Origin of the sequence: Fodinicurvata fenggangensis DSM 21160, assembly GCF_000686045.1 — a bacterium.
Taxonomy (GTDB): Bacteria; Pseudomonadota; Alphaproteobacteria; order Kiloniellales; family DSM-21159; genus Fodinicurvata; species Fodinicurvata fenggangensis.
Genome location: NZ_JMLV01000007.1, coordinates 101,042 through 126,099, shown reverse-complemented (window position 1 = coordinate 126,099; position 25,058 = coordinate 101,042). Strand labels below are relative to the sequence as shown.

Sequence of the window (25,058 nt, the reverse complement as noted above, 5' to 3'; positions counted from 1 at the left end):
AGATGAGCCTGTACGACAAACCCGACAGCCTGAATACGACCTTCATGGGCCTGCGCGGGGCTTGGATGGGCCTCTGGCGGGCGCTGATCCTGGCTGCCCTGGTCGGCACCGGCAGCGTGGCCTGGCAATCGGTGGAGACCCTGGTGGAGGTGCGCACCGAGCTGCGCCTGATGCGCGAGCAGGTGACCCGGCAGCTGGAGAACCACGACGAGCGCCTGCGCTACCTGGAGCGGGAGTCCGCCTATCGCCCCGCACCCCATCGGTCCACACCCCATCGGTCCACACCCCATCGGCCAACAGGGGAAGAGGAGACAGCTGATGCAACCCGGCTTTGATGGCGTCCACGGCTTCGAATCGGCCCTCGCCTTCGTCCTGGCCTGGGAGGGCGGCGGGGCGGTCACCGACGATCCGGTCGATCCCGGCGGCACCACCCGCTGGGGGATTTCCCTGCGCTTCTATCGCCGGCTTCATCCCGATGCGGACGCCGCGGACATCCGCCGGCTGGACGAGGCCGCGGCGGCGGCGCTCTATCGTGAGCACTTCTGGCAGGCGCAGTTCTGCGACCGGCTGCCGCCGCCCCTGGCGCTGCTGGTCTTTGACATGGCCGTGAACTGCCCGCCCGAGGTGACGGTGCGGACGCTGCAGGAGGCTTGCGGTGTGGACGTGGACGGGCTCTTCGGCCCGGTGACCCTGGCGGCCGCCAGGGATCGGGGCCAGGAGGCGGCGGTGCTGCGCGACCTCTGCGCCGAGCGGGCGGCCTATTACGCCGGGCTGGCCGGCTTCGCGCGTTACGGTCGCGGTTGGCTGCGTCGCACCCTGGCCGCCCACGGCGCCGCGTTGGCGCTGTGCGCGGCGTCAATCGATGTGCGGGAGGGTGTGATTACACGGGCCAGTGCGCGTGATGGGTATCGATGACGAAGGCATGGCGGTGGCGGCCGGGCGCATGGCGGTGCGGATGCGCATGGGGCTCCGGACCTTCCCAGCCTTCGTGTTCATGCTGGTGGTGTTCGTCGTGGACGTGCAGATGGCTGTGATGCTGGGGCGGGTGTTCGTGTTCCAGCACAACAGGATCGCCATCCGGCCAGAGCCGTGCGGCCGCAAGGGTCCCGGTCAAGGCGAGTAGGCCGAGGACAAGGAAGGCGAGCGAGAGTCCGTACTGGCTGCCCAGCCATCCGGCCAGCGGATAGGTCACAAGCCAGCAGGCATGGGAGAGCGAGAACTGGGCCGAGAAAACGGCGGCGCGATCCGCCCCGCGACAGGACTGTTTCAGCAGCCGCCCCGAGGGCGTCAGGACCAGGGAGCTGCCCGCGCCCAGCAGGAACCAGAGAAGTAGCAGGGGACCGAAGGCGGGCTGGAGCAGGCCGAGGAACAGGCTGGCAGTCATGAGGCCGCCGCCCGCCAGCATGAGTGGACGCTGGGCCACTTTGTCGAGCAGGCGCGGCAGGCCGAGCGCCACGACCATGGAGCCGCCACCGGCGGCGGCGAAGGCGAGCGCCACCGAAATTTCCCCCAGGCCCAGGCCGCTGCGCACGTAGACCACGGTGTTCACGATCTGCATGGCGCCGCCGGCGGCCACTGCCAGGCTGAGGGCCAGCAGTCCCTTCAGGCGGGGCGTGCGCAGGTAGATCCTCAGGCCGTGTCCGAGCCGGTCGCGCAGGCTCTGCGGGGCGTCCGTCGCCTGGGCCCGGGGCAGCACGACCGAAACGACCAGCAGGGCCGAGGCCAGGAAAGCCAGGGCGTTCAGCAGGAACAGCAGGTCGAAGCCCATCATCGTCAGCAGCAAGGCGGCGGCCAGGGGACTGAGCAGGTTTTCCAGGTCGTAGGCCAGCCGCGAGAGGGAGAGGGCCCGCGTATAGTGGCTGTCCGTCTCGAGGATGTCGGGAATGGTGGCCTGGAACAGCGGCGTGAACCCGGCGGAACAGGCGTTCAGCAGGAAGATCAGCAGGTAAATCTGCCAGATCTCGCTGACGAATGGCAGGACACCGACAGCCGAGGCGCGCAGCAGGTCGAGCCCGACCAGCAGGCTGCGCCGCGGCAGGCGCGTGGCGTAGGCGCCGACCAGCGGGGCGATGCCCACATAGGCCACCATCTTGATCGCCAGGGCGGTGCCCAGCACCTGTCCGGCCTGCGCGCCGGCCAGGGCATCCGCGAGCAGTGCCAGGGCCACGGTCGTCAGGCCGGTGCCCAGAAGGGCGATCACCTGGGCGGCGAAGAGATGCCTGTAGCGCCTGTCGCTCAGCGGTCCTGAAAACATGGCTCGACCTGCAGCTTGCCGACCCCGGCATTGTCGGCAGCGCGCGCGGCGGAATCAAGACGCAAGGCTGTTGCTGCCTTCGGCAAGGATGGCCGGCGTGGCCTGGCATGAAGAATATTGAGACGGGATGAGGAGGAGGGAACGATGGCCTTTCCGGCCCTGATTGCGGCGTTGGCGCCAGTCTTCGGACAGGTGCTGGACCGCGTGCTGCCCGACAAAGGGGCGCGGAACGAGGCGGAACGCGAACTGACCGCCGCCCTGCTGGCCCATGCCGGCGAGATCGAGCGCGCCGGTGCCGAGATCGTACTGGCCGAGGCGCGCTCGGAACATCCCCTGACGGCCACCTGGCGGCCGCTGCTGATGCTGGTCATCGCCGCGGTGATCGCCAACAACTACCTGCTGGCGCCCTACCTACAGGTCCTGTTAGGCCTGGGCCTGACCCTGGAGCTGCCCGAGCGCCTCTGGGACCTGCTGACGCTGGGCGTCGGCGGTTACGTCGTCGGCCGCAGCGGCGAGAAGATGGTGAAGTCCTGGAAGGGGTAGTGGGCCGCTTGGAGCCTATGCAGGAATTTCCTTGGAAACGTAATTTTGTTTAGCGTTAACTAGGTCGGTTCATGAGTTTCTATGCTAGAAAGCTGGGCAGCGTTGTTCATAAGTGATAAATGAACTCAACTAGCGTTCTAATGTTAACATGGACAAATTACGCCATCTCAATATGATTTGCACTGATCGCATTAGATGCGAGGTGCTTTATAAGGACAAACTATGAGTGTCCGGCTTGCACATAAGACAGACCCATTATTGGCCGGGTTCTTCAGTATTTCTGACGTGGCACGCCTTGTTGGGGTTAAGTCTGCACTGATCAGGAGTTGGCTTACCGGGTATCCGAATAGCAAGTCAGGTCCAATTGTTGATCGTGACTTTGAGGGCACACGTACGGTGAGTTTTCTTGACCTCATGGAATTGCGGTTCATTGCCATATTTCGAGGACAGGGTGTTCCAATGGCAACGATCAGGACAGCGGCAGAGAATGCTCGCAGAGACTGGCAGGTTACTCATCCGTTGGCTTTGTCCCGCGCACAATATGTGACCGACAGGCGCAAGGTATTTGCACGAGTAGCTGAGAAGCACGGAGACAGCACGACACGGGATTTGGTTACTGGTCAGCACGAAATGTGGGACACGATAGAGCAGACGATTGAAAAGGGTGTTGTGTTTGACCCGAAAACGTATCTGGCTCGTATGTGGAAGCCCCGTCCCGCAGAGTTCCCGAGCATAATAATCAACCCTCATGTTGCCTTTGGACGTCCAACAATAGAAGGTACGAAAGTACCGACTACAGCATTGTTTCAACAGTGGAAAGCCGAAGGCAGCAAAGCACGTGTTGCAAAATGGTTTGACGTGCCTCCAGAGTTGGTATCTTCGGCAATAGAATACGAATTGGTGGCTGCTTGATAATTCGTGCCGATGAACACGTCTCCCCGTTCATTGTAGCTGCAATCCGTGATATTGCGATTCGTGACGGCTGGGAAATCACTTCAATCCATGAGGTTGGAGATAGTGGAAGTAGCGATGTACATTGGATCACTAATTTTGCCAATGAAGGCGGCCACGCCATTCTGACAGCAGATAAAGATTTTGTGATTCTTGAGCCGCAGATAAATGCTGTTTTCGACACGGGACTCAAGGTGATACACCTTCCGCCTAAGTGGGGGAACTTCAAAGGTTATTTACAGGCCGCTCACATATTACAGTGGTGGGATAGAATAGAATTAACGTTAGAAGCTATGAGTTCTCGGGAATGTTATCGGCCACCTTGGAACATCAAGGAAACGGGAGAACTCAAAAAGGTGGATATTAATTTCTCCAAGGCGCAGAAGAAGCGAAAGAGAAAGAGTAAGCGGCAGAAATAGCAACTATTAGTCCTCTTTAAGAAAAACTTTTACGCCGTGACAGCGGTAATATGGTGAAATCCTGGAAAGGGAAGGGTGAGGTGCACTGAAAGGATCCAGCTTGCTGAAAGGCCCGCTGTCAGTAACCCGCTTCCTTCTGATGCCGGAAGGCCAGGATGTAGACTGCATCTTCGGCTGGGTCGTGGCGGTAGAGCGCGACATAACCGGAGTCTCCAAACGCGATCACCAACTCGCGCAACTCCGGTGCATCAGGTAGCGGCCGGCCGATGCTGGGTGTTGTTTCCAGGAGCAGGAATTGCTGCTGGATTGCCTGGCCCGCACGCCTGGCCGCTGTCGTGGATTTGGCAGCCAGGAACTGCCGACAGCGTTCCAAACCCTGTACGGCGCCTTCCGTGACGATTACTCGTGGCACTCGGGCGGCGCCTTTTCATCGTCGCTGTCCCAGGTGTTCAGCCAGGTGCGAACTTCCTCGCCCGTCAGATGCCGCCCCGTCTCCTGATAAGCCTCCCAGGACGAGAGAGCTTCCTGCTTGAAGCTCTCGCGCGCCTCCTCGCGCTCGACATACTGCTGGATCGCATCCAGCATAAGCCAATGCGCCGAGCGGCGACGCTGGCTGGCGAGGTTCTGGATACGGCTTTTCAGCGCGTCATCAATCTTGAGGGACGTTGCCATCAGTGGGCTCTTATCACCAAGTATTACCTGATAATACTGTAGTCTTCTTCGGTCCAGCTGTCCAACGCCAAGATCAGCCCTGACCTTCCTCGGCGGCCAGCTTCCTGCGGCGTGCCAGCTCGGCTTCGGATGGAGTGTCAGGAGCAAGCGATGCTTCCGGGAGAGGTCCGGCCGGACGGTAGGTATTGAGGAGGACGCCCTTGGGTGCGCTGCGTGACTCGACCAGGGTCAGGCCACGCGGCGGTACGCCATTTTCGAACAGCCGCTTGCCCTTGCCGAGGACCAGCGGGAAGATCCAGATGTGGAACTCGTCGACCAGATCTGCGGCGATCAGTGCCTGAAGCAGTTCGCTGCTGCCCCAGACGTGCAATGCGGGCCCGTCGGTGGCCTTCAGCTTGCGGATATTCTCAACGGCATCACCGCGCAGGGGGTGCGTGTTCACCCAATCGAAGCTGTCTAGGCTGTTCGTGATGACGTATTTCGCCGCCTTGTTGAAGGCCCGCGCGATGGGATGGTCGCCGGCATAGGGCCAGTAGGCCGCGAATATTTCGTAGGTGCGGCGCCCCAGGAGCAGGTCGAATTCCCCGGACATGATTTCACCCAGGGCCTCGTCCAGGGCTTCATCAAAGAAGGGTGCAATCCAGCCGCCTTGCCTGAAGTCTCCAGTCGGATCCTCCTCCGGTCCTCCAGGCGCCTGCATGATACCGTCGAGCGTGACGTGGGTGATGGCGATGACCTGTCTCATGAGTGTTTCTTCGGCTGCGGGTGGCACCAGTTGTCATGTGCCTTCTTCGAAGGCACAGGCATGACTATCATGGATTGCGCTTTCTGCTAACACAGGGGATCGATCTCTGGTCCTTGGGCGTTGGCAAGGAAAGCGCCAAATGCGCCATTTCTGCATGCATCGTATGAAGATTCGGTCACAGGATATGACAATTCTTGATGAATTTGCGATTCGGCTGCTTTATGATCTGGATTCGCGCAAAAGCCTGACTGGATTCTTCCCATGCCTGAATCGCATTCCCAGACGTCATTCCTGACCCGCCGGAAGGCGCTGGCCGGGCTCGGCCTCCTGGCGCTGACCGGTGGTCTGGCCGGCTGCGGCTCCGGCCGCGACTTGCCCAGCCGCCGCTATGCCCGTTCGCGCAGCGGCTCGGGGAATATCTCCCTGGCCCTGCTGACGGACAGCTCGAGCATGCGGCGTGTCGGTGAGAACATCGACTGGCGCATCTATCATCACGAGGGCGCCGGCGGGAACCACAGCTACCTGGTCAAACAGAGAAGGGGCGCCAATCCCAGGATGAGCCTGCCGTCCGGCTGGTATTACGTGGAGGCGCATCATTCGCGGGGCGTCAGCACGCACACCATCGAGGTCATGCAGAACAACAGCCTGGACTACTATATCGTCCGGGACTGAACGTCTGGACTCTTCCCTGGGAAATGCGCTTTTATGGGACGGTCATGATGGCACGGCTCACCCGCTTTTCCGCACTCCTGTTGCTGGCCCTTGCCTTCGGGCTGTCCGGCGCTGTCGCCAATGCTCTGCCGGAGAAAAACCCGACAGCCGCCGAATCGGATCATGTCCATGGGGCCGCTGATGGCAAGATGGAGTCGGGTGATAGGGCGTATCCCAGGGCTATGGACTCCGAGGATGACGGGCATTCCCATGACCAGCCCGGTGGCTGCAAGACGACGGCCGGGCACTGTACCTCTTTCCAGATGGGGCAGGACAGCTGGTCCGCGGTGCCTGACTTTAACCTGCTGCTCGTGCTGGCCCCATTTGACGAGCACCTGGCGATAGGCGGATTCCTGGAGGTGGAGATACCGCCGCCACGTTCCTGAGAGAGCGGAAGTTCTCATCGACACTCCACCTGCGGTCCGGTGAGGACGGTTTCGGGTGGAGTCTGCGACCCGTTACAGGAACGAGGATAGACATGTTCAAAACGATTTATACGCGCTGCCTTGCCTTGGCAGCGCTGCCCTTCGCTGTCGCCGCGACAGGCGCGCTTGCCAACGGCGCCAACAACGACGGCCATGCTGCGCCCCATGGCACGCCGGGCGAGGCCTCCCAGGTCTCGCGCAGCATCGAGGTCGTCATGGACGACACCCGCTTCGAACCGGAACGCCTGGAGGTCCAGGCTGGCGAAACAATCCGCTTCGAGCTTCGAAACACAGGCGACCTGGTGCACGAATTCAACATCGGGACCCCCGAGATGCATGCCGATCACAAGGAGGAAATGATGGCGATGATGCAACAGGGGATCATGACACCGCAAAGCCTGGATGAGGAGGCGATGGAAGGCATGCATGGGCATGCCAACAGCATTCTGCTGGAGCCTGGCGAGAGCGGCGAGGTCGTCTGGACCTTTCCCGAAGAGACGGATGGGACGCTCGAATTCGGCTGCAACGTGCCGGGGCATTACGCTTCGGGCATGGTCGGCGACTTCGAACTGAAACACTGATGTTCTGCCGGGCCGGAGGGGCGCGTCCTGCCCCTTCGGCTCGGCTGAAGATTCCGAAGACTCAAGGGTGAGACAAATGGCACAGGCACATGGCGGGCATGCAGGTCACATGCCCTCGAGCGGGCGCGGAATGGCGATCTCCGCCTGGCTGACAGGTATCTATTTCTTCATCGAGATGGGCATCGGACTCTGGACCGGTTCGATCGCCGTGATCTCGGATGCCTTCCATACCTTCTCGGCGGTGGGCGGCGTGCTGGTAGCGATTTTTGCCGCGCGGCTGGCGCGGCGGCCGGCGGACGAGGATCGCAGTTTCGGCTGGTACCGGGCGGAGCTTCTGGGGGCGCTTGTCAATGGCGGGTTCCTCCTGGCAATGGCGCTGGTGGTCATCGTCATGGGCGCGATGCGGTTGGCCCAGCCAATCGAACTGCCGCCCACGCCGATGCTGCTGGCAGCGGCCGGCGGCATCGTGACCGAGGTGATCTCGCTGGCGCTGATCTGGAAGCAGAGCCAGAGTGACCTGAACGTGAAGGGCGCGCTCTGGCACATCATCCAGACCTTCATAGGCAGCCTGTTGATCATCATCACCGCGCTGGTGATCCACTTTACCGGTTTCCTCTTGATCGACCCGCTCCTGGGCATGGGCTTCGGCTTCGTTCTGCTCTGGGCGAGCTGGGGCGTTCTGCGGGATTCCGCGCATCTGCTGATGGAGGGCACGCCGGCGGATATAAGCCTGTCGGAGGTCTCGGACGCGCTCAATGCGCTGGAGGGCGTGAAGGACGTGCATCACGTGCACGCCTGGGCCCTGACCAGTGGCCGCTATGTCTTCTCAGGCCATTTGCGGGTGGCGGATGGCGTGGACAGCCAGGCGATCCTGAAAGAGGCGCATGGGATGGTGAAGAAACGCTTCGGATTCTTTTTCGTTACCCTGCAGGTGGAAAGCGCCTGCCTGGATGAATCGGGCGCCGAGGCCATTGATGTGACGCGGCCCGCACCGCAGGGAAGTCAGGAATGAAGACTCTTCTCCTGCTTTTGCTCATCACGCTGTCGGAGGCCACGATTGGTGTCTTCGTGAAGCTTACGGACAGGCTGATCCCGATCCAGACGCTCAATTTCTACGCCCTTGCCTTTGCAGCGGCCTTTCTGATGGCCGTCATGCCCGTGGCGACCGGCCAGTCGTTGCGGTTTCCCCGGGGCAATCTGAAGGACACGATCATCATAGGGGCTCTGATTGCTGCGCAGATAAGCGTTTTCAACTACGCCATGACGCTGGTTCCCATTGCCAACGCCGTGATCTTCTGGAGCATCGCACCCTTCTTCGTCTTCATCTTTTCCGCACTTTTTCTCGGCGAGAAGGCGCGGAAAAGCTATATCGTGATCTTCGCCATCGCCATGATTGGCATTGTGCTCGCCAAGCCACTGGAAGGTGGTCACATGCTCGGCAATCTCGTGGCGCTTGGAGATGGCGCAATCTATGCCGCGATGGTCACCTACATGCGTTATGAGGGGAAGAGCGAGGCCGGTAACGACATCGCCTGGTCGATGCTGGTCGCGGCCCTGATTCTCATGCCGGCGCTCGTTCTGGTGGGCCCCGGCGCGCTCACGGCGACGATTGCCTATGATGCGTTGGGGATGGAGCTGCCGGTGATGCTCTGGGCGGCGGCACTCGGCATTGTGTCGACCGGTTTCGCCTATTTCGGCATCTCCATCGTTCTGAAAACGCTCGATGCCAATGTCTATGCGCTGGTCGACATCATCGTCTCGCCGGTTGTCGCCACGACACTCGGCTTCCTGATCTTCGCCGAGGTGCCGGCGCAGGGGATGATCTATGGCGGTGCGCTCCTGCTCGGGGCCGGCTTCTGGCTCACGCGCGAAATGTCGCGGGGCGCGGAGAGGCGGTCTGTGCATCCCTGTCAGTGTGCCTTGGGAGGCGTAGCAAATGCAACTAGATAAGGGGTCTTGTTCCTATCTGCGTTCTGTCTGAGCGGGGGAATGCTTAACTGCCCCATGAAGCCATCAATCGCTTGACCTTCCATGCACTGGAACCTCCACATTCATCCTGTAATGCGGACCGACCGAAGGGCTGTCCCATGAAGGAAGGACTTCAGGAATGTGTATCGGCCTGATGACCTCACCTGCCGCACACTGTTCTGTAGATCCGCGCAGAAGGGCTACCCCATATCGCATTCCCTTACAGGAAAAGGAGAAAACGCCATGATGAGTGGGAACAGGCTGTACTCAGTTATGTTTGCTGGAATTCTTCTGGTTGCAAGCTCGGCTTCGGCGCTTGCCCAGAACGAGAACGATAACCAGGAGACACATCATCCCGAGCAAAACCAAAGTACCGACCAGCCACAACCCGGTGCAGCTGAAAGGCCGGGCGGTATGCCCGGCATGATGGGCACGATGCCGGGTATGAGGCAAATGATGCCAGACCAGGAAGGTATGGGCCGGATGGGGCCCGGCATGATGAGCCAGATGGGGCCCAGTATGATGGGTCGCGGCATGATGGGTGGCGGTATGATGGGCCAGATGGGACAAGGTGCGATGGGTCAGGCTCAAATGCCCATGGCTGGAATGATGTGCCCCATGATGCAAGCGATGACGGGAGTCGGCGGTCACGGAAAGGGGCACCCCGGGATGGCTGGTCCAGGCATCCTCTACGGGATCCCGGAGAATGCGCAGAACGAGATGACACCGGACCAGGTGCGTGGACTCCTTGAGAGGAGACTGGCGCATCACGGCAATCCCCGTCTGGAGGTTGGAGATATCGTGGCGGAAGGCGAAGCCACAATTACGGCGGAGATCGTCACAGTCGACGGTTCCCTGGTGCAGAAACTGGCGTTCAATCGCTTTCCGGGCCTGGTTCGACAGATCACCGAATAAGTGTCGCAAGGCCGAAAGCAAGATCACACGAGTCTGTCAGCAGCCGCGTCACATCAGCTCAGCTGGTATGCGGGTCTCAGGCGCTATCTTGCCGTGATGGCTGTGGGCAATCTTCTCTGGGAGTTTGCCCACATGCCGCTTTTTACTCTTTGGGAAACCGGGTTACCGGGCGAGATTGTTTTTGCGGCGTTGCATTGCACGGCTGGTGACATCCTGATCGCGCTATCGGCGCTGACCGCCTCCCTTCTCCTCTTCGGAACGGAGCAATGGCCCGGACAGGGCTATTGGCGGGTGGCCTTGCCAGCCATAGGGATCGGCCTTGGCTATACTCTCTTCAGTGAGTGGTTGAACATAGAAGTACGGGAAGCCTGGGCGTATCGCGAAGTCATGCCGGTGGTGCCTGTCCTTAATGCAGGGATTACGCCTCTCGCCCAATGGGTGATTCTGCCAAGCCTTGCCTTCTGGCTAGCGGCAAGAGGACGGGGCGGGCCATAACCCGTCGGCTTTGAAGGCCTGTGCCATCTTTGTCTTTCCCTCAGCCGCCGTTGCCGGTGGTGCCCTGAACGGAATAGCCGTGTCTTACCTGCCTTGGTCTTCCAGTCTGGCAGAAGGCCTCGTGAGGGACGGGCAAAACAGGTGGTTTGCCGGTCCTTGTCACGCTAGTTTCCCGTCTTCACACGGCACTGGGACGGCAGGGCGCTGGGAAAAAACGTGATGGCGGGGCAGGAACGATTGACGCGGTTGCAGGCGCAGCGGATTGCCCTGGCCGCTCAGGGGTTCACCGGACGGAAGCCGGCGTCACGGGTCGAGCGCCGCCATCTGCTGCGGCTTCTCGATCGCATCGGTCTGTTTCAGATCGATTCCGTCAATGTTGCCCAGCGGGCCCAGTACATGCCGGCGTTTTCCCGGCTTGGTGCCTACGACACGAGCATCCTCGACCGCGCCCAGGCCCGGCGGCCGCGTGCGCTGTTCGAATATTGGGCCCATGAGGCCTCGTTGCTGCCGGTGGAGATTGAACCGCTGCTGCGCTGGCGCATGGAACGGGCGCGGCAGGGACGCGGCATCTACAGCGGTCTCGCCACCTTCGGCCGCGAGCGCCGCACCGTCATCGACCATGTTCTGCGGGAGGTCGAGCGGAATGGTCCGCTGACCGCGGCTGACATCGATGGCCACCGCGGCGCCAGTGGCTGGTGGGAATGGAGCGAACCCAAGAGGGCACTGGAGTGGCTGTTCTGGGCCGGGCTGGTGACCACGCATTCGCGCGGCCCCAACTTCGAGCGGCTCTATGACCTGCCCGAACGCGTGCTGCCGCCGCAGATCACGGCCCGCCCGACGCCCTCGCCCGCCGATGCGCAGCGCAGCCTCATGGAGATCGCGGCAAAGGCCCATGGTGTGGCCACGGCAAGCGACCTGCGCGATTATTTCCGCCTTGCCCCGGAGGATGCGCGCCCGCGTATCGAGGAACTTGTGGAAGACGGCGTGCTGGTTCCGGTGGCGGTGAAGGGCTGGACAAAGCAGGCCTATCTCCACCGCGCTGCCCAGCGCCCCCGCAAAGTCGAGGCCCGCGCCCTGCTGGCCCCGTTCGACCCCTTGATATGGGAGCGCTCACGCACCGAACGCTTGTTCGACTTTCACTACCGGATCGAGATCTACACCCCCGCCGAAAAGCGCGTTTACGGATACTATGTCTTCCCGTTCCTCCTGGGAGAGCGGATCGTCGCCCGGGTCGACCTCAAGGCCGATCGCCGCGCCTCTGCCCTGCAGGTGCAGAGTGCCTTCGCGGAAAGGAAGGCCCCGCCGGAAACGGCCGCCGAGCTGTTCAAGGCGCTGACCTCGATGGCCGCCTGGCTTGGCCTCGAAAGGGTGGATATCCGCCACCAGGGGGACCTGGCGCCGCAGCTCAAGGCAACAGCCGAAAGTTGAACATGGGTCTAGAGGGGAAGTGCGGCAGCCGCCGGTTTGACTGAGCCTGCCTTGGCGAACTTCTCCGGATGCGGGAGCCGCATGGTTGTCGATTGCTTGTCCCGGGGCGAGGGCGTAACTTCCGCCCGTGGCCGGGGGGCCGGTCGTTCTCGTGGGGGAATAGCATGGATTTTCGCCCGGTTGGTTTTATCCTGGGCTTCCTGATCCTGGCGCTGGCCGGGGCCATGGCTTTTCCGGCCCTGCTGTCACTTCAGGTAGGTGACGGGGAGTGGTTCGGATTTCTGGCATCCTTGGGGGCCGCCGTTTTCCTGGCTGGCATCCTGATCCTCAGCCAGCGGCCCGGGCGGATCGAGCTGAGCCGGCGACAGGCAGTCCTGCTGACCTGTCTGGCCTGGTCCGTCCTGCCGTTGATCGGGTCCCTGCCACTGCTTTGGTCGGACTTGGGGCTGTCCCCGGCCGATGCCGTCTTCGAGAGCGTCTCCGGACTGACCACGACTGGGTCGACGGTTCTCTCGGGGCTCGACGGGATGGCGCCCAGCCTGCTGTTGTGGCGCTCCATGCTGCAGTGGCTGGGCGGCATCGGCATCATCGCCATGGGCATTGCCATCCTGCCTTTCCTGCGCGTGGGCGGCATGCAGATCTTCCGGCTGGAATCCTCGGACCGTTCCGACAAGGTGGTGCCGCGCGCCAACGACTTTGCCAAGCTGCTGATCTCCGTCTATCTGGGTCTCAGCCTTCTCTGCGCCATCGCCTATGCGGCCGCCGGCATGAGCGGTTTCGAGGCGATCAACCACGCCATGACGACCATTTCCACCGGCGGCTATTCCACCTCCGACGCTTCCCTGGGTCATTTTCAGCAACCGCTGGTGCAGTGGCTGGGCACCTTCTTCATGATGGCAGGTGCGCTGCCTTTCGTGCTCTACATCCAGATGCTGCGGGGGCGGCCCTACCTTCTGTACCGGGACAGCCAGGTCCGCACCCTGCTGGCCTTCCTGCTGGGTGTGACGCTGCTGCTGGCCTTCTGGCTTGTCTTCATCAAGGGAGAGGGACTCCTGGACGCCCTGCGCCTGGCCGCCTTCAACGTCACCTCGGTGGTCACCACGACCGGCTATGCCACGGACGACTATACCCTCTGGGGTCCCTTTGCCGTGGTGGCCTTCTATTTCCTGATCTTCATGGGCGGCTGTTCCGGATCCACTGCGGGCGGCTTCAAGATCTATCGCCTGCAGATCCTGGTCCAGCTGTTCACCATCTCAGAGAAGCGCATGATCACGCCGAACGGGATCTTCTTCGCCCGCTTCGGCGGCAAGCCCATCGACGAGGAGGTCATGCATTCGGTGGCGAGTTTCATGGTGCTGTTCGTGTCCACCATTGCCGCGATTGCCATGGCCCTGGGTTTCATGGGCCTGGACTTCCAGACCGCCTTCAGCGGCGCGGCAACCGCCGTCGCCAACGTGGGACCGGGCATCGGTCCCATTATCGGCCCTGCCGGCAATTTCGCCACCCTGCCCGATACGGCGAAATGGCTGCTCTGCCTCGGCATGATCATGGGGCGGCTCGAAGTCCTGACCCTGGCCATACTGGTGATGCCCGAATACTGGAGGCCTTGAAGCGGTATTCACCAGGGCGTGGTCCTGACGATACTGGACAGTACCACTCAGTGGCGGGCGAAGACGGCCTGCTTGCCACCTTTGGTGAAGACGATGACATCGTAGGGCTGGCTGCGGTCCCCCTGCTCCATGCCGGGCGAGCCGAGCGGCATGCCCGGAACGGCCAGACCCTGCGCCTGGGGCGCGGCCTCGAGCAGCCGTGCGACGTCTTCAGCAGGCACATGCCCCTCGATCACATAGTCGCCCAGTACGGCGGTGTGGCAGGAAGCCAGATCCGGCGTGATGCCGTAGCGCTCCTTGACCGGGGTCAGATCTTCAACGTCATTGACTTCTACAGCGAAGCCGGCCGCGCGCATATGATCCACCCAGGCTTCGCAACAGCCACAATAGGGCGACTTGTAGACCTCGAGCTTTTCCGCGGCCAGGGCCGGCAGAGAGAGCTGCAGCAGGGCCAGGAGTAGGCTGCCGGCCAGTACCAGAGCCGGGAAGAGGCGGAATCTCATGGTCATACCTGTAAATCCTTGTGTAGGGGACTCAGTCCCGCAGGTGCTTCTTGCGATTCTGATATTCCTCTTCGTCGATCTCGCCGCGGGCGAAGCGTTCCTTGAGGATCTCGAGGGCGCGGTCTTGACTGTTGCCTTTGCTGTGGGTGCTGTCCCCAATGCCCAGGGCGCGCAGGACCAGCACCACGCCCAGGATCAGCAGGCCGAAGACCAGGAGCATCATGATCGGGCCCATGAACCAGCCGCCCCAGCCGTCCATCATGTGGTAGCCATAGGAATTGCCCGACTGGGCCAAAGCCGCGGGTGCTGCCGTGACCGCCATGGCCGAAGCAAGGGAGAGAGTGGATAAGGCTTTTACCATGATAGGGGTTCCTTCTGCCGGATGAAGGCTGTTGGATAGACCCACAATTTGGGGCTTCCAGCAGGAGGAAGGTCAAGGGATTTCCGCCTTACTTCGCATTCGGCATGAACAGCTGTTCGCCACCCAGCTTGTAGTCGGCGATGGCCTGCTGGCCGACGTCGGAGACCAGCCAGTCGATGAAGGCCTGGCCGTCCTCCGCATTCACGTTCTCGTGGCGCTCGGGGTCCACCAGGATCACACCGTACTGATTGAACAGGCGGTTATCCCCCTCGACGAGGATTTCCAGGTCGCCCCGGTTCTCGAAGCTGATCCAGGTGCCGCGATCGGCAAGGCTGTAGGCCGGCATCTGGGCGGCGGTGTTCAGGGTCGGGCCCATGCCCTGGCCCAGTTCGCGGTACCAGGAGCCCGAGGGCTCGATGCCCGCTTCCTCCCAGATGGCGCGTTCCTTCTTGTTGGTTCCGGACTCGTCGCCGCGCGAGGCAAAGGCGGACTCCGTCTCGGCGATGGATGTGAAGGCGTCGACGGCGTCCGCCCCGCCGGCGATGTCGGCCGGATCCTTGGCGGGGCCGACGATGATGAAGTCGTTGTACATCACCTCGACGCGCGCGACGCCGTAGCCGTCCGCAACGAACTTCTCCTCGGCCGGCTTGGCGTGCACGAAGACCACGTCGGCATCGCCGCGGCGTCCGGTCTCCAGGGCCTGGCCGGTGCCCTGGGCGATCACGCGCACCTCGATGCCGGTTTCCTCCTCGAACAGGGGCAGGAGGTGATCGAACAGGCCGGAGTTCTCGGTCGAGGTGGTCGAGGCCACGGTGATGACGTCGTCCTGGGCGGTGGCCGGCAACGCCATCAGGGCGGCGGCCAGGGCCGTGGCGGAAAACAGGGTCTTGACGGTGTTCATGGGGGTGCTCCCTGGCATCAGTGGTTAGGGGGCGCTCACCAGAGCAACTCGCCCTTCACGAAGGCACGGGCTTCCTCGGTTTGCGGTTGGCTGAAGAACTGATCCGCGGGTGCCTGCTCCAGAAGCCGGCCGTGATGGAGGAAGAGAACCTCGTCCGCGATACGGCGGGCCTGGCCCAGGTCGTGGGTGGTCATGACGATCTTCACGCCCTCGTCATGGATGGACTGGATCATCTGCTCGATGGCGCGGGTGGCGGCAGGGTCCAGGGGCGAGGTGGGCTCGTCCAGGAAGAGGACCTGCGGCCTGAGGGCCCAGGCGCGCGCAATGGCCAGGCGTTGCTGCTCGCCGCCCGACAGCGTGCGGGCCGGCCGCTCGGCCAGCGCGCTCAGGCCGAAGTGCGCCAGGGCCGCTACGGCGCGCTCGGCCTGCTCGGCGCGTGGAACGTCGGACACGGAGAGAGCATGGATCAGGTTGGCACGCGCCGTGCGCCGCAGCAGGACCGGGCGCTGGAAGACCATGGCGTGGCGTTTGGTGGCGTTGCCGCCGGCTGGCCCAGACCAATCGATCCGGCCGCCCGTCGGCCTGAGCAGGCCGTGGCAGAGCCGGAGCGTCAGCGACTTGCCGGCACCGTTCGGCCCCATGATGACGGTCCGGCTGCCGTCCAGCAGCTTGAAGCCGAGGCCGCGGAGCAGTTCCTTGCCGCGCACGGCATAGCGCAGGTCCGCGACTTCGAGCGGCAATATGGAAAGCGTGCCGTGCATGGATCAGGCCGCCTGCCGCTGTGCGATGCGGCTTGAGAGGAAGGCTCCGGCGTTCAGGACCAGGGTGAGCAGCAGCAGGATGATGCCAAGGCCGAGCGCGAGCGCCAGGTCGCCCTTGGCGGTTTCGAGCGCGATGGCTGTGGTCATGGTACGGGTGTAGCCGGCGATGTTGCCGCCCACGATCAGCACCGCGCCGACCTCGGCCATGGCACGGCCGAGCCCGGCCAGGATCACGGTGACCAGGCTGAAGCGCCCGTCCCAGAGCAGTGTCGGGATGGCGCGCAGGGCCGAGGAGCCCAGCGAGCGCAGCTGTTCCTCGTACTCGCTCCAGAGCTCGTCGATCACCGAGCGGGTGAGCGAGATGATGATCGGCGTGATCAGCAGGCTCTGGGCAATGATCATCGCAGTGGGCGTGAAGAGCAGCTTCAGGAAACCCAGCGGGCCCGTGTTGGAGAGCGCCAGATAGACGATCAGACCGGCCACCACCGGCGGCAGGCCCATCAGAGCATTGAAGACGACGATCACCGCGCCGCGGCCCGGAAAGCGCGCAAGCGACAGTGCGGCGCCCAGCGGCAGCCCGATCAGGCAGGACACCAGCACGGCCGTCAGGGTGACGCGCAGGGACAGCGCCACGATCTGGGCCAGGGCCGGGTCGCCGCTGAGGATAAGGTGAAATGCGGTCAGGAACGCGTTGTCGCCGTCCATGGAAAATCCCTGAAAGTTCAGTAGATTATGGACAGAAAGGTAAATATCGACAAGAATGGAATAATTGCAGTCAAACAGGGTTATATGCAATGGACCTGATGACCACGACCGAGGTCGCGGACTACCTGCGCCTGAAGGAGCGCACGGTCTACGAGATGGCATCGAAGCGGCAGATACCCTGCACGCGCGCCACCGGAAAGCTGTTGTTCTCGCGCAAGCTGATCGAGCGCTGGGTGGAAGGGCGCACGGATCTGCCGCTCGGTTACGATGCCGCGCCGCCGCCGATCTATGCCGGGTCCAGCGAACCGCTGCTGGAATGGGCGCTGCGGGAGTCGGGCAGCGGTCTGGCCCTGCTGACCAGCGGCAGTCGTAACGGCCTGGAACGCCTTGCCCAGGGCGAAGCCCTGCTGGCCGGTCTGCACATCAAGGATCCCAATGGCCCGGGCTATAACGTCGAGACCATCGGGCGCGAGATTCCCTTTCCCGACATCGTGGCCGTGCGTTTTGCCGAGCGGGCGCAGGGCCTGCTGGTCGCGCCCGGCAATCCGCTGGATATCGGGGACCTGGACGACCTTGTCGCGCGGCAGCCGCGTGTCCTGCTGCGCCCTGAGGGCACGGGCAGCCGCAGCCTGTTCGATGCACTGGTTATGGCGCGGGGCCTGGACGAGTCCAGGTTGAACAGGCTGTCCGGCGAGGCCCAGACCGAGGGCGACCTGGCCACGATGATCGCCGATGGCGAGGCCGATTGTGGCCTGGGCATTGCCGCGGTGGCCGGGCGCCACGGTCTGGACTTCGTTCCCCTGGATGTCTGGGAATCCTTCGATCTGGTCCTGCGCCGGCGGGATTACTTCGAGCCGCCGGTCCAGAAACTGATGGCCTTCCTGCGCAGTGACGCCTTCCGACGCCGGGCCGAAAGCCATGGCGGCTATGACCTGGGACAGCAGGGGCAGGTGACCTATAACGGTTGATGCCCGGATATGGCTTGGGCTGGGGGCGCTGGGAAAGTTCCTTGCCGTGATCTTCGCTGCAGGGATCTTCGTTGCACTGGGCGCCTTCAGGCACTAGCGTGTGCGCCGTTTTGCCGACTGCACAAAAGACAAACGGACCCATGGACCTTAAAGATCATATCCGCTCGGTTCCCGATTTTCCCAAGCCGGGCATCCTGTTCTATGACATCTCGACCCTGCTGATGCATGCCGAAGCCTGGCAGGAAACGGTGCACCGCCTGTCGGACGCGGTGGCGCCCTACAAGCCCGACATGCTGGTGGGCATCGAATCCCGCGGCTTCCTGACCGCAGCGCCCTTGGCGCACCAGATGGGGATCGGCTTCTTCATGGTCCGGAAGAAGGGCAAGCTGCCCGGCGAGACGCTGGAATACAGCTATGGCCTGGAATATGGCAGCGATACCATCGAGATCCAGGCCGACGCCGTGAAATCCGGCCAGCGTGTGGTGGTGATGGACGACCTGCTGGCCACCGGCGGTACGTTGGATGCTTCGGTGCAGCTGCTGCGCAAGGCCGGCGCCGATGTGGCTGCGGCCGCCTGCATTATCGAGCTGTCCTTCCTGGAGGGGCGCAGCAAGTTAGATGTGCCGGTCCATGCCCTGGTGTCCTACGACTCCTGAATTCCATCGATCTGCTGGGAGCGGCGCTGGTTTCGCATCCCCCAAGCTGTCTCCCTCTGTATCTTTTATTGCGTCAATGGCGGCCGCTGTAGAATCCTCTCGCCGTTAACGAACCTTTCATGGCAGGATCGTAACTTATACACGCGCGGGGCTGTTGCAGACTGCTTAGCGCCAGCGATTGTCTTGGCCTCAGATACGGAGTGTGGATGTCAGTTGGGGTGATCCTCTCCGCAGCACTGGCCGCGGGCCTGCCGGTCTGTGCGGGCCTCTGGCTGGGCTGGACCTTGCACCGTGCGCGCCGGCGGCAGCGAGAGCTGGAGGCACGGCTGGCGGAGCTGGAACGGAAACAGGCCGCACTGCAGGAGATCACGGAGGAGTGGCAGTGGGAAACCGATGCCGAACATCGCTTCACCTGGTTTTCCGACAACTACGTCAATCTGACCTGCCATCCGGGCGCCAACTATATCGGCAAGACCCGCGGGGAGATCATGAACCTGGAGGTCGAACCGGGCCTTTGGGAACAACATCTCCGCGACCTTGAGGCACATCGTCCCTTTCGCAACCTGATCTACATGTGCCGGGGGCACGACGGCGGCCTTCGGGTCTTCCGCACCTCGGGCCAACCGCGTTTCGATGCCGGGGGCACCTTCCTGGGGTATCGCGGTGTGGCCAGCGATATCACCGGGGTTGCCAGCGCCGGGAAGCAGGCGGACGTGGCGCAGCAACGCCTGCAGGAAGCTGTGGACTCCATGCCCCAGGGCCTGGCGCTGTTCGACGCGAACGAGGAGTTGATCGTGGCCAACAAGGTCTATCGCGACAGCTTCTCGACCCTGGACCACGGCGCAGGTATCAAGTCCGGTATCACCTTCGAGGAGGTGGCCCGGGCTGCTCATTCTCAGAGGTTGACCAGGGAATGGGATGTCAATGACGAGGCCGCGATTCAACGGCGCTTGGCGATCTATCGCAATCCGCCCTATCGCATCGAGCTGAGCTACAGCGTCGATCGCACGCTTGAGGTCACGGGAAACCGCACCGCCGAGGGTGGACAGGTCATTCTCTGGTCCGATATCACCGAGATGAAGCGCCGCGAGAGCGCCCTGACCCTGCTGGTCACCGGACCGGCGCGTGGCCGCGATTTCCTGGAAACGGCCTGCGAGGCCCTCTCGGTCCTGCTGAATTATCGGTTCGCGGGCATTGCCCAACTGGAGGCGAACGAAGACCGGGCGCATGTGCTTTCATGCTGGCTGGACGGCCAGGCGGGAGAGACCTTCAGCTACGACCTGGAGGGGACCCCCTGTGACGGCGTCTACAGGGACTCCTCTCACTGCTACATTGCCGAAAATGCCGACGCGCGCTTTCCCGAAGACGAAATGCTGGTTCAACTTGGAGGGCAGGCTTTTGTCGGCGAGGCGCTCTTCAGCCAGAATGCCGAGAAGATCGGGCATATCTTTGCCGTTCATGACCAGCCGGACAGTGAGAAAGAGCGCCACAGGGACATCGTCAACCTGATTGCCCGCTGGGTGGCTACAGAGCTGGAACGCCGCGAGGCCGAGGAAGAGCGCCTGCAGCAGGCGCGCCTGCTGCAGATCTTCTTCGATCACATGACCGAAGGCATCAAGGTCGTCGACAAGGACTTGCGTGTCCTGGCCTACAACAAGCGCTTCCTCGAGGTTGCCAATATATCGCCGGAACTGATGGCCAGGGGCGATTACCGCGAGATCATTCGCCAGAGCGCCCGGCGCGGGGATTACGGCGAAGGCGATGTGGAGGAGTTGGTGCAGCAGCGGATCGAGCGCCTGTTCCTGCCGCGGCCCTGTGTCACCGAGGAGGTGCGGCCCAATGGGCGCAGCCTGGAAATACGCAGCAATCCCCTGCCTGACGGGGGCGTGGTGGCGACCTATATCGATGTCACGGACCGCAAGCAGGCCGAGGAGCGCCTGCGCGAGAGCGAGCATCGCTATCGCCTGATCTCGGACCTGGCCTCGGACATGGTCTTCTCCTATGGCCTGGATGAAAACGGCCGCCTGGGCCTGGAGTGGCATGCCGGCACCCTGCTGTCCCGCCTGGAGCTGCCCGGCTTGCCGGAGACGACCGATGACTGGGAGAACCTGGTCGTCAACGAGGACCGCCCGGTGCTGCGTCAATGCCTGTTGCGCCTGGCCCGGGGCGAGGACTGTTCGGAGGAGGTGCGCCTGCAGTCCAACGGCGACAAGCCGCTCTGGGTGCGCATCCTGGCACGCGGCGAGCACGACTTCGAGAGCGGGCGCCTGAAACGCGTCCTAGGTGCCGTCCAGGACGTGAGCGAGCGCCGCAATGCCGAGGCCGAGATGCTGCAGGCCATGCAGGCGACCGAATTGGCCAACCGCACCAAAAGCGAATTCCTGGCCACCATGAGCCACGAACTGCGCACGCCGCTGAATGCCATCATCGGTTTTGCCGAGATCATGGAACACCAGATGCTGGGGCCTCTGGGTGACGAGCGCTATCGCGCTTACAGCCACGACATTCGCGAGAGCGGCACGCATCTGCTGCAGATCATCAACGACATCCTGGAGGTCTCGAAGGCCGAGGCCGGGCGCCTGGAGCTTTTCGAAGAGGCCTTCCGCCTGCAACAGCTCGTCGAGTCCTCGATCCGGCTGGTCCAGCACCGGGCCGAGAACAATGGCATCGACCTGGACTACACCATGGCGGTGCCTCAACTGATGCTTTATGCCGATCAGCGGCGCCTGAAGCAGGTGCTGCTGAACGTCCTGTCCAATGCCATCAAGTTCACGCCGGAGGGCGGCCGGGTTCACCTGGAAGTGGTCCACGTCCAGGAGAGCGGGGTGGACATCACCATCCGCGACAGCGGCATCGGCATCGGCGCCGAGGATATCCAGCGCGTCTTCGAGCCCTTCACCCAACTGGACAGCGGACTGGGCCGGCGTCACGAGGGCACGGGGCTGGGCCTGCCGCTCAGCCGGACTCTTGTGGAACTGCACGGTGGTGAATTGATCCTGGAATCCACACCGAACGAGGGGACGCTGGTGACCATCCATCTGCCGCCGGAGTGCCTGGTCGAAGGCCAGGGTGCGGCCTTGCAGCAGCACGCCTCAGGGAGCGCCTGACGCGCCGATTGGATCCCTGCTGCAGGAAATGTGAGGCTTCAGAATCCGGCCGAGCGCGCGAAGCTTTCCGCAAACTCCAGAAGGGCCCGGTCGCTGCCGCGCGGCCCGATCAGGGACAGGCCCAGGGGACAGCCCTGCCGCGTGGTGACGGGCAGGCTGACCTGCGGCAGGCCGGAGAGGTTGGCATAGCTGGTGATTGCCATGACGTCGAGGCGTTGCCGGAACAGCGTGTCGGCATCGGTGCCCAACAGGGGGGCGATATCCGGAGCCGTCGGCAGGACCATCAGGGCGTCGTCGCCCAGCAGGCTGTCCAGCCGCGTGCGCACGTCAGCCATCAACGCGCGGCATTGGGCCAGCTTGTCGGTCATGCCGGCCACTTCCTTGGCCCAGGTCATGCGGGCCTGCAACTCGGGGCCAAGGGTCGGTGCGCTTTCCTGGATCCAGGGGCCATAGCTGTCCCAGGCTTCGGCCGCCTGCAGGTGACGGAAGCCGTCGCTCCAGCTGTCCAGGCCGCCATCCGCCTCGGCCGGGCTGACCGGTTGGCGCTTGCCCAGCCGCATCTCCAGCCGCTCGACAAAGACCTCCAGCTTTGCAGCCACCTCCGCATTCAGGCGGGCAAAGGCCTCGCTGGCATAAAGCAGCCGGTCGAAGGCGAAGCTCTTTTCATCCGCGCCCAGCAGCACTTCACCCACCGCACGGAAGGTTTCCGGATCGCGGGCGAACCAGCCTACTGTGTCGAAGGAAGGCGCCAGTGGAGCCACCCCGTCGATGGGGATACGTCCATGGGTGGGGCGCAGGCCATAAAGTCCGCAGTAGGAGGCCGGTATGCGGACCGAGCCACCGGTATCGGTGCCCAGCGCGCTGTCGCAGAGGCCGCCGGCCACGGCCGCCGCCGAGCCGCAGGAGGAGCCGCCCGTCGTGCGTCCGGGGGCATTGCTGTTGGCTGCGGCGCCGTAGTGCGGGTTCTGGCCGCTCAGGCTGTAGGCGAACTCGTCGGTGAGCACCTTGCCCACCATGGCCGCCCCGGCGTCCAGCAGGCGCGTCACGCTTGTGGCCGTCGTCTCGGCCGGCCCGTGGGTGCGGCGGTAGTCGGGGTTTCCGCAGCCGGTCACATGGCCGGCAATGTCATAGATATCCTTGACCGCGAATTCCAGTCCCGAGAGGGAACCGGGCGCGTTGGGCGGCAGCGTCAGGCGCGTGCCGGGCATGAAGGCGTTCAGGGGATCGTGGCCGGTAGCCTGGCCAGCCTCTTCCCCCGCAGTCTGGGGCTGTGGGGTGTCTGTCATATCTCGCGTGCACCTTGTGTGTCTTCCGTTTCGTTCGTGCCGTTTCCTTTGGGCGCGCTCTCCGGCCTGTCCTCTGGCGTCTCATCCAGGCGGGGAATGACGATGTCGCCGTCCTCATTGATGCGGGGCATGCCATAGCGCGGCAGGATCTCGACCAGCCCGGCCATGCTTTCCGAAAGACGTGCCAGCATTTCCTGGATCAGGGTGCGGGCCTCTTCCGGCAGGGCATTCTCTTCGCCGGATGTGCCTTCTTCCTGAGTGTCCTCTTCCGGTACCTCCTGGGCGGCAGCGGGGGAAAGCGCCAGCAGCAGGGCTGCAAGGACCAGGGCGGGCAGTCGCAGCGTACTTGGAATGGCGAAGCGTGTCATCATGGGGCCAAGTCTAGGACAGAGCCTTGGCCAATGCCACTGCCGATACCGAGGGCCGGAGGAATTAATCGAAGACTACGGGCAGGACCGAGAGCACCAGCAGGGTTGCCATGGCGATGTTGAAGACCTGCAGGCGCCGGCCGCTGGCCAGGAAACGGCCCAGCCCCGAGCCCAGCAGGGTCCAGGCCGAGACGCAGGGAAAGGCCACCAGGGCAAAGAGCGCGGTGATCAGCAGCACCTCGGCAAAGACGCTTTCGCCGCCGCTGGTATAGGCGGCCACGGCACCGGTCGCCATCATCCAGGCCTTGGGATTGACCCACTGGAAGGCCGCCGCCTGCAGGAAGGTCAACGGCGGGCGGCTGCTGGCCTCGCCTTGCTTGCGGGTGGTGGCGATGCGCCAGGCCAGCCACAGCAGATAGGCGACGCCGGCCCACTTCAGGACGTCGTGCAAGGCCGGAAAGGCGCGGAACAGTCCACCCAGGCCCAGGCCGACGGCCAGGACCATGACCGGGAAGCCGATCGCGATGCCCAGCATGTGCGGCAGGGTGGCGCGATAGCCGTGGTTCACGCCCGAGGCGGTGACCATGATGTTGTTGGGTCCCGGCGTGATCGTGGCGACAAAGGCGAAAGCCGCGATCACCGGGATCAGTTCCGGGGCAGGCAGCATTTCAAGCACGATTCTTCGACTCCCGACCTGTCAGCACCGCTGACCTAAAGGATTGCGCCAGTCTGAAAGCTGCGTCAAATGCGCTTTGCGGATGGCTGTCCTGCCGCGGGTTCCGGCCGTGCCGCTTGGATCAGGCAGCTTCCGAGGACTTGTTCTTGGAGCTGTCCTTGGAACGGGTGATATAGGCCATGGCGCAGTGCTCGGCGCAATAGGGGCGGCCGGGCGCGGCCGGGCTTTCGCAGAAGTGGAAATCCGGCTGCGAGGGGTCGCCGATGGGCCACTGGCAGCTGCGGTTGGAAGGTGCCGCGCTTTCGGCCGGCTTCGGCGTGCGGGAGACGGGCTGCGGGCGCGGCGCCGGCTTTGGCCGGCTGGCGCGCGCGTTGATCGCTTCCAGGGCCTGCTCGGAGGGGGGCGGCGCCGCGCTGTCAACAGCCGTCGGGTTACGGTCCTTTGCCGCCTGGGGCTGGGCTTTCGCCCTGGACTTCGCCGCGTTCTCCGGTTCAGCGCCTGCCTTGTCTGTCTCCCTGGACTGGGGGGCCTGGGATTTCTCCCTGGCCGGGGACTGGGGCTGCGAAACCTGCTTCGGGGTGCTCTCCTCTGGTCTGGGCTGGGCCAGCGGCTGTGAGGCACTTTCGGCCGCCTCACCGCTGCTTTCGGAGCGGGGCGGCATGGCCAGGGATTCGCTGCGCTTGCGCTGTGTCGTGGCGTTGCCAGCCTCCTGCTTGCGGATGGGCGAGGGGCGCGCGGCCAGCTTCAGCCGATGGGCCTTGCCCACGACGGCATTCTTGGATATCCCGAGCTGCTTGCCGATGGCCGAGGCAGACTGGCCCTCGTTCCACAGGCGCGTCAGTTCGTCGATGCGGTCGGGTGTCCAAGTCATCGCCCTATTCCCTATATCTTGCGATTTTCCACAGTCTCCCTACGATATCGTGTAGTGGTCGCCCTGTCGAGTCGGGACTGAGTCCCGCCCTTGTGGATAAGCCGGGATTTTGGCGGCGGACTGCCATGCTTCTGCCGGCTGGTTCGAGGGCCCCCTGCGGAGGCCGCCTCACCATGAG

General features: G+C 63.3%; 30 protein-coding genes. 17 read left to right on the top strand and 13 right to left on the bottom strand.

What is annotated here, in order from left to right; genetic code table 11:
* The first annotated feature begins 2 nt into the window (after positions 1–2).
* Positions 3–335, top strand: a complete 333-nt coding sequence (locus BP38_RS0111260) for a hypothetical protein (protein WP_026987810.1) — start codon at positions 3–5, stop codon at positions 333–335.
* The gene (locus tag BP38_RS20315; protein ID WP_051609269.1) at positions 319–915 is read left to right on the top strand and encodes a glycoside hydrolase family 108 protein; all 597 of its coding nucleotides are present in this window, start codon (positions 319–321) and stop codon (positions 913–915) included. Before BP38_RS0111260 ends, BP38_RS20315 begins: the two co-directional genes overlap by 17 nt.
* On the opposite strand, the gene BP38_RS0111250 is transcribed toward BP38_RS20315, so the two are convergent.
* On the bottom strand, positions 881–2,254 hold the full coding sequence (locus BP38_RS0111250; protein ID WP_026987809.1) for an MFS transporter: 1,374 nt from the start codon (positions 2,252–2,254) through the stop codon (positions 881–883). The genes BP38_RS20315 and BP38_RS0111250 overlap by 35 nt on opposite strands.
* A gap of 144 nt (positions 2,255–2,398) precedes the next feature.
* Here BP38_RS0111250 and BP38_RS0111245 point away from each other — a divergent pair, with 144 nt between their 5' ends.
* The 3 genes from BP38_RS0111245 (at position 2,399) to BP38_RS0111235 (ending at position 4,167) form a co-directional block, all read left to right on the top strand.
* Positions 2,399–2,797 (top strand): 3TM-type holin, encoded by a 399-nt coding sequence (locus BP38_RS0111245; protein WP_051609268.1) that lies wholly within the window; start codon positions 2,399–2,401, stop codon positions 2,795–2,797.
* Positions 2,798–3,019: 222 nt separating this feature from the next.
* Positions 3,020–3,709: a DUF433 domain-containing protein gene (locus tag BP38_RS0111240; RefSeq protein ID WP_026987807.1), complete on the top strand. Its 690-nt coding sequence runs from the start codon at positions 3,020–3,022 to the stop codon at positions 3,707–3,709.
* Positions 3,706–4,167 carry a DUF5615 family PIN-like protein gene (locus tag BP38_RS0111235; protein ID WP_026987806.1) on the top strand — a complete coding sequence of 154 codons (462 nt, stop codon included), beginning with the start codon at positions 3,706–3,708 and terminating at the stop codon, positions 4,165–4,167. Before BP38_RS0111240 ends, BP38_RS0111235 begins: the two co-directional genes overlap by 4 nt.
* A gap of 118 nt (positions 4,168–4,285) precedes the next feature.
* On the opposite strand, the gene BP38_RS0111230 is transcribed toward BP38_RS0111235, so the two are convergent.
* From BP38_RS0111230 to BP38_RS0111220, 3 genes are all read right to left on the bottom strand, one after another.
* Positions 4,286–4,579, bottom strand: a complete 294-nt coding sequence (locus tag BP38_RS0111230) for a type II toxin-antitoxin system RelE/ParE family toxin (protein ID WP_026987805.1) — start codon at positions 4,577–4,579, stop codon at positions 4,286–4,288.
* Complete coding sequence (locus BP38_RS0111225; protein WP_026987804.1) at positions 4,567–4,839, bottom strand: CopG family ribbon-helix-helix protein; 273 nt, start codon at positions 4,837–4,839, stop codon at positions 4,567–4,569. Before BP38_RS0111225 ends, BP38_RS0111230 begins: the two co-directional genes overlap by 13 nt.
* Positions 4,840–4,912: 73 nt before the next feature.
* Positions 4,913–5,584, bottom strand: a complete 672-nt coding sequence (locus tag BP38_RS0111220; protein ID WP_026987803.1) for a dihydrofolate reductase family protein — start codon at positions 5,582–5,584, stop codon at positions 4,913–4,915.
* Between the two features lie 261 nt (positions 5,585–5,845).
* Between BP38_RS0111220 and BP38_RS0111215 the strand changes: the two genes are divergently transcribed.
* The 9 genes from BP38_RS0111215 (at position 5,846) to BP38_RS0111175 (ending at position 13,717) form a co-directional block, all read left to right on the top strand.
* Positions 5,846–6,256 (top strand): hypothetical protein, encoded by a 411-nt coding sequence (locus BP38_RS0111215; RefSeq protein ID WP_026987802.1) that lies wholly within the window; start codon positions 5,846–5,848, stop codon positions 6,254–6,256.
* A gap of 44 nt (positions 6,257–6,300) precedes the next feature.
* Positions 6,301–6,681, top strand: a complete 381-nt coding sequence (locus tag BP38_RS0111210; RefSeq protein ID WP_155992377.1) for a hypothetical protein — start codon at positions 6,301–6,303, stop codon at positions 6,679–6,681.
* A 92-nt stretch (positions 6,682–6,773) separates the two neighbouring features.
* Positions 6,774–7,301, top strand: coding sequence for a cupredoxin domain-containing protein (locus BP38_RS0111205; protein ID WP_035724849.1), 528 nt, complete (start codon positions 6,774–6,776; stop codon positions 7,299–7,301).
* Positions 7,302–7,377: 76 nt separating this feature from the next.
* Positions 7,378–8,313, top strand: a complete 936-nt coding sequence (locus BP38_RS0111200) for a cation diffusion facilitator family transporter (RefSeq protein WP_026987799.1) — start codon at positions 7,378–7,380, stop codon at positions 8,311–8,313.
* A complete protein-coding gene (locus BP38_RS0111195) occupies positions 8,310–9,251 on the top strand; it encodes a DMT family transporter (protein WP_026987798.1) in 942 nt (313 codons plus the stop codon). The genes BP38_RS0111200 and BP38_RS0111195 overlap by 4 nt, the downstream gene beginning before the upstream one ends.
* Positions 9,252–9,512: 261 nt before the next feature.
* Entirely contained in the window at positions 9,513–10,184 is a 672-nt protein-coding gene (locus BP38_RS0111190) for a hypothetical protein (protein WP_026987797.1), read from the top strand.
* 96 nt (positions 10,185–10,280) lie between these two features.
* Positions 10,281–10,679 carry a hypothetical protein gene (locus BP38_RS0111185; RefSeq protein WP_245602393.1) on the top strand — a complete coding sequence of 133 codons (399 nt, stop codon included), beginning with the start codon at positions 10,281–10,283 and terminating at the stop codon, positions 10,677–10,679.
* A gap of 219 nt (positions 10,680–10,898) precedes the next feature.
* Complete coding sequence (locus BP38_RS0111180) at positions 10,899–12,107, top strand: winged helix-turn-helix domain-containing protein (protein ID WP_026987795.1); 1,209 nt, start codon at positions 10,899–10,901, stop codon at positions 12,105–12,107.
* Between the two features lie 164 nt (positions 12,108–12,271).
* Positions 12,272–13,717: a TrkH family potassium uptake protein gene (locus tag BP38_RS0111175; protein ID WP_026987794.1), complete on the top strand. Its 1,446-nt coding sequence runs from the start codon at positions 12,272–12,274 to the stop codon at positions 13,715–13,717.
* 47 nt (positions 13,718–13,764) lie between these two features.
* On the opposite strand, the gene BP38_RS0111170 is transcribed toward BP38_RS0111175, so the two are convergent.
* The 5 genes from BP38_RS0111170 to BP38_RS0111150 form a co-directional block, all read right to left on the bottom strand.
* Positions 13,765–14,226, bottom strand: a complete 462-nt coding sequence (locus tag BP38_RS0111170; RefSeq protein ID WP_081816613.1) for a DUF411 domain-containing protein — start codon at positions 14,224–14,226, stop codon at positions 13,765–13,767.
* A gap of 25 nt (positions 14,227–14,251) precedes the next feature.
* Positions 14,252–14,581 carry an SHOCT domain-containing protein gene (locus BP38_RS0111165; protein WP_051609267.1) on the bottom strand — a complete coding sequence of 110 codons (330 nt, stop codon included), beginning with the start codon at positions 14,579–14,581 and terminating at the stop codon, positions 14,252–14,254.
* Between the two features lie 88 nt (positions 14,582–14,669).
* Entirely contained in the window at positions 14,670–15,482 is an 813-nt protein-coding gene (locus tag BP38_RS0111160; protein ID WP_026987791.1) for an ABC transporter substrate-binding protein, read from the bottom strand.
* 35 nt (positions 15,483–15,517) lie between these two features.
* Positions 15,518–16,243, bottom strand: a complete 726-nt coding sequence (locus BP38_RS0111155; protein WP_026987790.1) for an ATP-binding cassette domain-containing protein — start codon at positions 16,241–16,243, stop codon at positions 15,518–15,520.
* 3 nt (positions 16,244–16,246) lie between these two features.
* Positions 16,247–17,038: an ABC transporter permease gene (locus tag BP38_RS0111150; RefSeq protein WP_322098953.1), complete on the bottom strand. Its 792-nt coding sequence runs from the start codon at positions 17,036–17,038 to the stop codon at positions 16,247–16,249.
* Here BP38_RS0111150 and BP38_RS0111145 point away from each other — a divergent pair.
* From BP38_RS0111145 to BP38_RS21810, 3 genes are all read left to right on the top strand, one after another.
* Positions 17,038–17,916, top strand: coding sequence for a substrate-binding domain-containing protein (locus BP38_RS0111145; RefSeq protein ID WP_026987788.1), 879 nt, complete (start codon positions 17,038–17,040; stop codon positions 17,914–17,916). The genes BP38_RS0111150 and BP38_RS0111145 overlap by 1 nt on opposite strands.
* A 140-nt stretch (positions 17,917–18,056) precedes the next feature.
* Entirely contained in the window at positions 18,057–18,572 is a 516-nt protein-coding gene (locus tag BP38_RS0111140; protein WP_026987787.1) for an adenine phosphoribosyltransferase, read from the top strand.
* 206 nt (positions 18,573–18,778) lie between these two features.
* On the top strand, positions 18,779–21,679 hold the full coding sequence (locus tag BP38_RS21810; protein ID WP_051609266.1) for a PAS-domain containing protein: 2,901 nt from the start codon (positions 18,779–18,781) through the stop codon (positions 21,677–21,679).
* 38 nt (positions 21,680–21,717) lie between these two features.
* Here the strand turns inward: BP38_RS21810 and BP38_RS0111130 are convergent, their stop codons facing one another.
* The 4 genes from BP38_RS0111130 to BP38_RS20305 all read right to left on the bottom strand — a co-directional run bounded on the left by BP38_RS0111130 (position 21,718) and on the right by BP38_RS20305 (position 24,880).
* Positions 21,718–22,965: an amidase gene (locus tag BP38_RS0111130; RefSeq protein WP_051609265.1), complete on the bottom strand. Its 1,248-nt coding sequence runs from the start codon at positions 22,963–22,965 to the stop codon at positions 21,718–21,720.
* A complete protein-coding gene (locus BP38_RS0111125) occupies positions 22,962–23,336 on the bottom strand; it encodes a hypothetical protein (RefSeq protein WP_026987785.1) in 375 nt (124 codons plus the stop codon). The genes BP38_RS0111130 and BP38_RS0111125 overlap by 4 nt, the downstream gene beginning before the upstream one ends.
* A gap of 61 nt (positions 23,337–23,397) precedes the next feature.
* Positions 23,398–24,000 (bottom strand): LysE family translocator, encoded by a 603-nt coding sequence (locus tag BP38_RS0111120; RefSeq protein ID WP_051609264.1) that lies wholly within the window; start codon positions 23,998–24,000, stop codon positions 23,398–23,400.
* A 130-nt stretch (positions 24,001–24,130) separates the two neighbouring features.
* Positions 24,131–24,880: a GcrA family cell cycle regulator gene (locus BP38_RS20305; RefSeq protein ID WP_035724843.1), complete on the bottom strand. Its 750-nt coding sequence runs from the start codon at positions 24,878–24,880 to the stop codon at positions 24,131–24,133.
* Positions 24,881–25,058 lie beyond the last annotated feature (178 nt).

Excerpts from the sequence above, each read along its gene's own strand:
- BP38_RS0111160 (WP_026987791.1), bottom strand. The coding sequence starts at position 15,482 with ATGAACACCGTCAAGACCCTGTTTTCCGCCACGGCCCTGGCCGCCGCC.
- BP38_RS20315 (WP_051609269.1), top strand. The coding sequence starts at position 319 with ATGCAACCCGGCTTTGATGGCGTCCACGGCTTCGAATCGGCCCTCGCC.
- BP38_RS0111180 (WP_026987795.1), top strand. The coding sequence starts at position 10,899 with ATGGCGGGGCAGGAACGATTGACGCGGTTGCAGGCGCAGCGGATTGCC.
- BP38_RS20305 (WP_035724843.1), bottom strand. The coding sequence starts at position 24,880 with ATGACTTGGACACCCGACCGCATCGACGAACTGACGCGCCTGTGGAAC.
- BP38_RS0111185 (WP_245602393.1), top strand. The coding sequence starts at position 10,281 with ATGGCTGTGGGCAATCTTCTCTGGGAGTTTGCCCACATGCCGCTTTTT.
- BP38_RS0111225 (WP_026987804.1), bottom strand. The coding sequence starts at position 4,839 with ATGGCAACGTCCCTCAAGATTGATGACGCGCTGAAAAGCCGTATCCAG.
- BP38_RS0111260 (WP_026987810.1), top strand. The coding sequence starts at position 3 with ATGAGCCTGTACGACAAACCCGACAGCCTGAATACGACCTTCATGGGC.
- BP38_RS0111165 (WP_051609267.1), bottom strand. The coding sequence starts at position 14,581 with ATGGTAAAAGCCTTATCCACTCTCTCCCTTGCTTCGGCCATGGCGGTC.
- BP38_RS0111120 (WP_051609264.1), bottom strand. The coding sequence starts at position 24,000 with ATGCTGCCTGCCCCGGAACTGATCCCGGTGATCGCGGCTTTCGCCTTT.
- BP38_RS0111155 (WP_026987790.1), bottom strand. The coding sequence starts at position 16,243 with ATGCACGGCACGCTTTCCATATTGCCGCTCGAAGTCGCGGACCTGCGC.
- BP38_RS0111240 (WP_026987807.1), top strand. The coding sequence starts at position 3,020 with ATGAGTGTCCGGCTTGCACATAAGACAGACCCATTATTGGCCGGGTTC.
- BP38_RS0111130 (WP_051609265.1), bottom strand. The coding sequence starts at position 22,965 with ATGACAGACACCCCACAGCCCCAGACTGCGGGGGAAGAGGCTGGCCAG.
- BP38_RS0111190 (WP_026987797.1), top strand. The coding sequence starts at position 9,513 with ATGATGAGTGGGAACAGGCTGTACTCAGTTATGTTTGCTGGAATTCTT.
- BP38_RS0111145 (WP_026987788.1), top strand. The coding sequence starts at position 17,038 with ATGGACCTGATGACCACGACCGAGGTCGCGGACTACCTGCGCCTGAAG.
- BP38_RS0111245 (WP_051609268.1), top strand. The coding sequence starts at position 2,399 with ATGGCCTTTCCGGCCCTGATTGCGGCGTTGGCGCCAGTCTTCGGACAG.
- BP38_RS0111215 (WP_026987802.1), top strand. The coding sequence starts at position 5,846 with ATGCCTGAATCGCATTCCCAGACGTCATTCCTGACCCGCCGGAAGGCG.
- BP38_RS0111220 (WP_026987803.1), bottom strand. The coding sequence starts at position 5,584 with ATGAGACAGGTCATCGCCATCACCCACGTCACGCTCGACGGTATCATG.
- BP38_RS0111170 (WP_081816613.1), bottom strand. The coding sequence starts at position 14,226 with ATGACCATGAGATTCCGCCTCTTCCCGGCTCTGGTACTGGCCGGCAGC.
- BP38_RS0111200 (WP_026987799.1), top strand. The coding sequence starts at position 7,378 with ATGGCACAGGCACATGGCGGGCATGCAGGTCACATGCCCTCGAGCGGG.
- BP38_RS0111175 (WP_026987794.1), top strand. The coding sequence starts at position 12,272 with ATGGATTTTCGCCCGGTTGGTTTTATCCTGGGCTTCCTGATCCTGGCG.
- BP38_RS0111250 (WP_026987809.1), bottom strand. The coding sequence starts at position 2,254 with ATGTTTTCAGGACCGCTGAGCGACAGGCGCTACAGGCATCTCTTCGCC.
- BP38_RS0111210 (WP_155992377.1), top strand. The coding sequence starts at position 6,301 with ATGATGGCACGGCTCACCCGCTTTTCCGCACTCCTGTTGCTGGCCCTT.
- BP38_RS21810 (WP_051609266.1), top strand. The coding sequence starts at position 18,779 with ATGTCAGTTGGGGTGATCCTCTCCGCAGCACTGGCCGCGGGCCTGCCG.
- BP38_RS0111125 (WP_026987785.1), bottom strand. The coding sequence starts at position 23,336 with ATGATGACACGCTTCGCCATTCCAAGTACGCTGCGACTGCCCGCCCTG.
- BP38_RS0111140 (WP_026987787.1), top strand. The coding sequence starts at position 18,057 with ATGGACCTTAAAGATCATATCCGCTCGGTTCCCGATTTTCCCAAGCCG.
- BP38_RS0111195 (WP_026987798.1), top strand. The coding sequence starts at position 8,310 with ATGAAGACTCTTCTCCTGCTTTTGCTCATCACGCTGTCGGAGGCCACG.
- BP38_RS0111205 (WP_035724849.1), top strand. The coding sequence starts at position 6,774 with ATGTTCAAAACGATTTATACGCGCTGCCTTGCCTTGGCAGCGCTGCCC.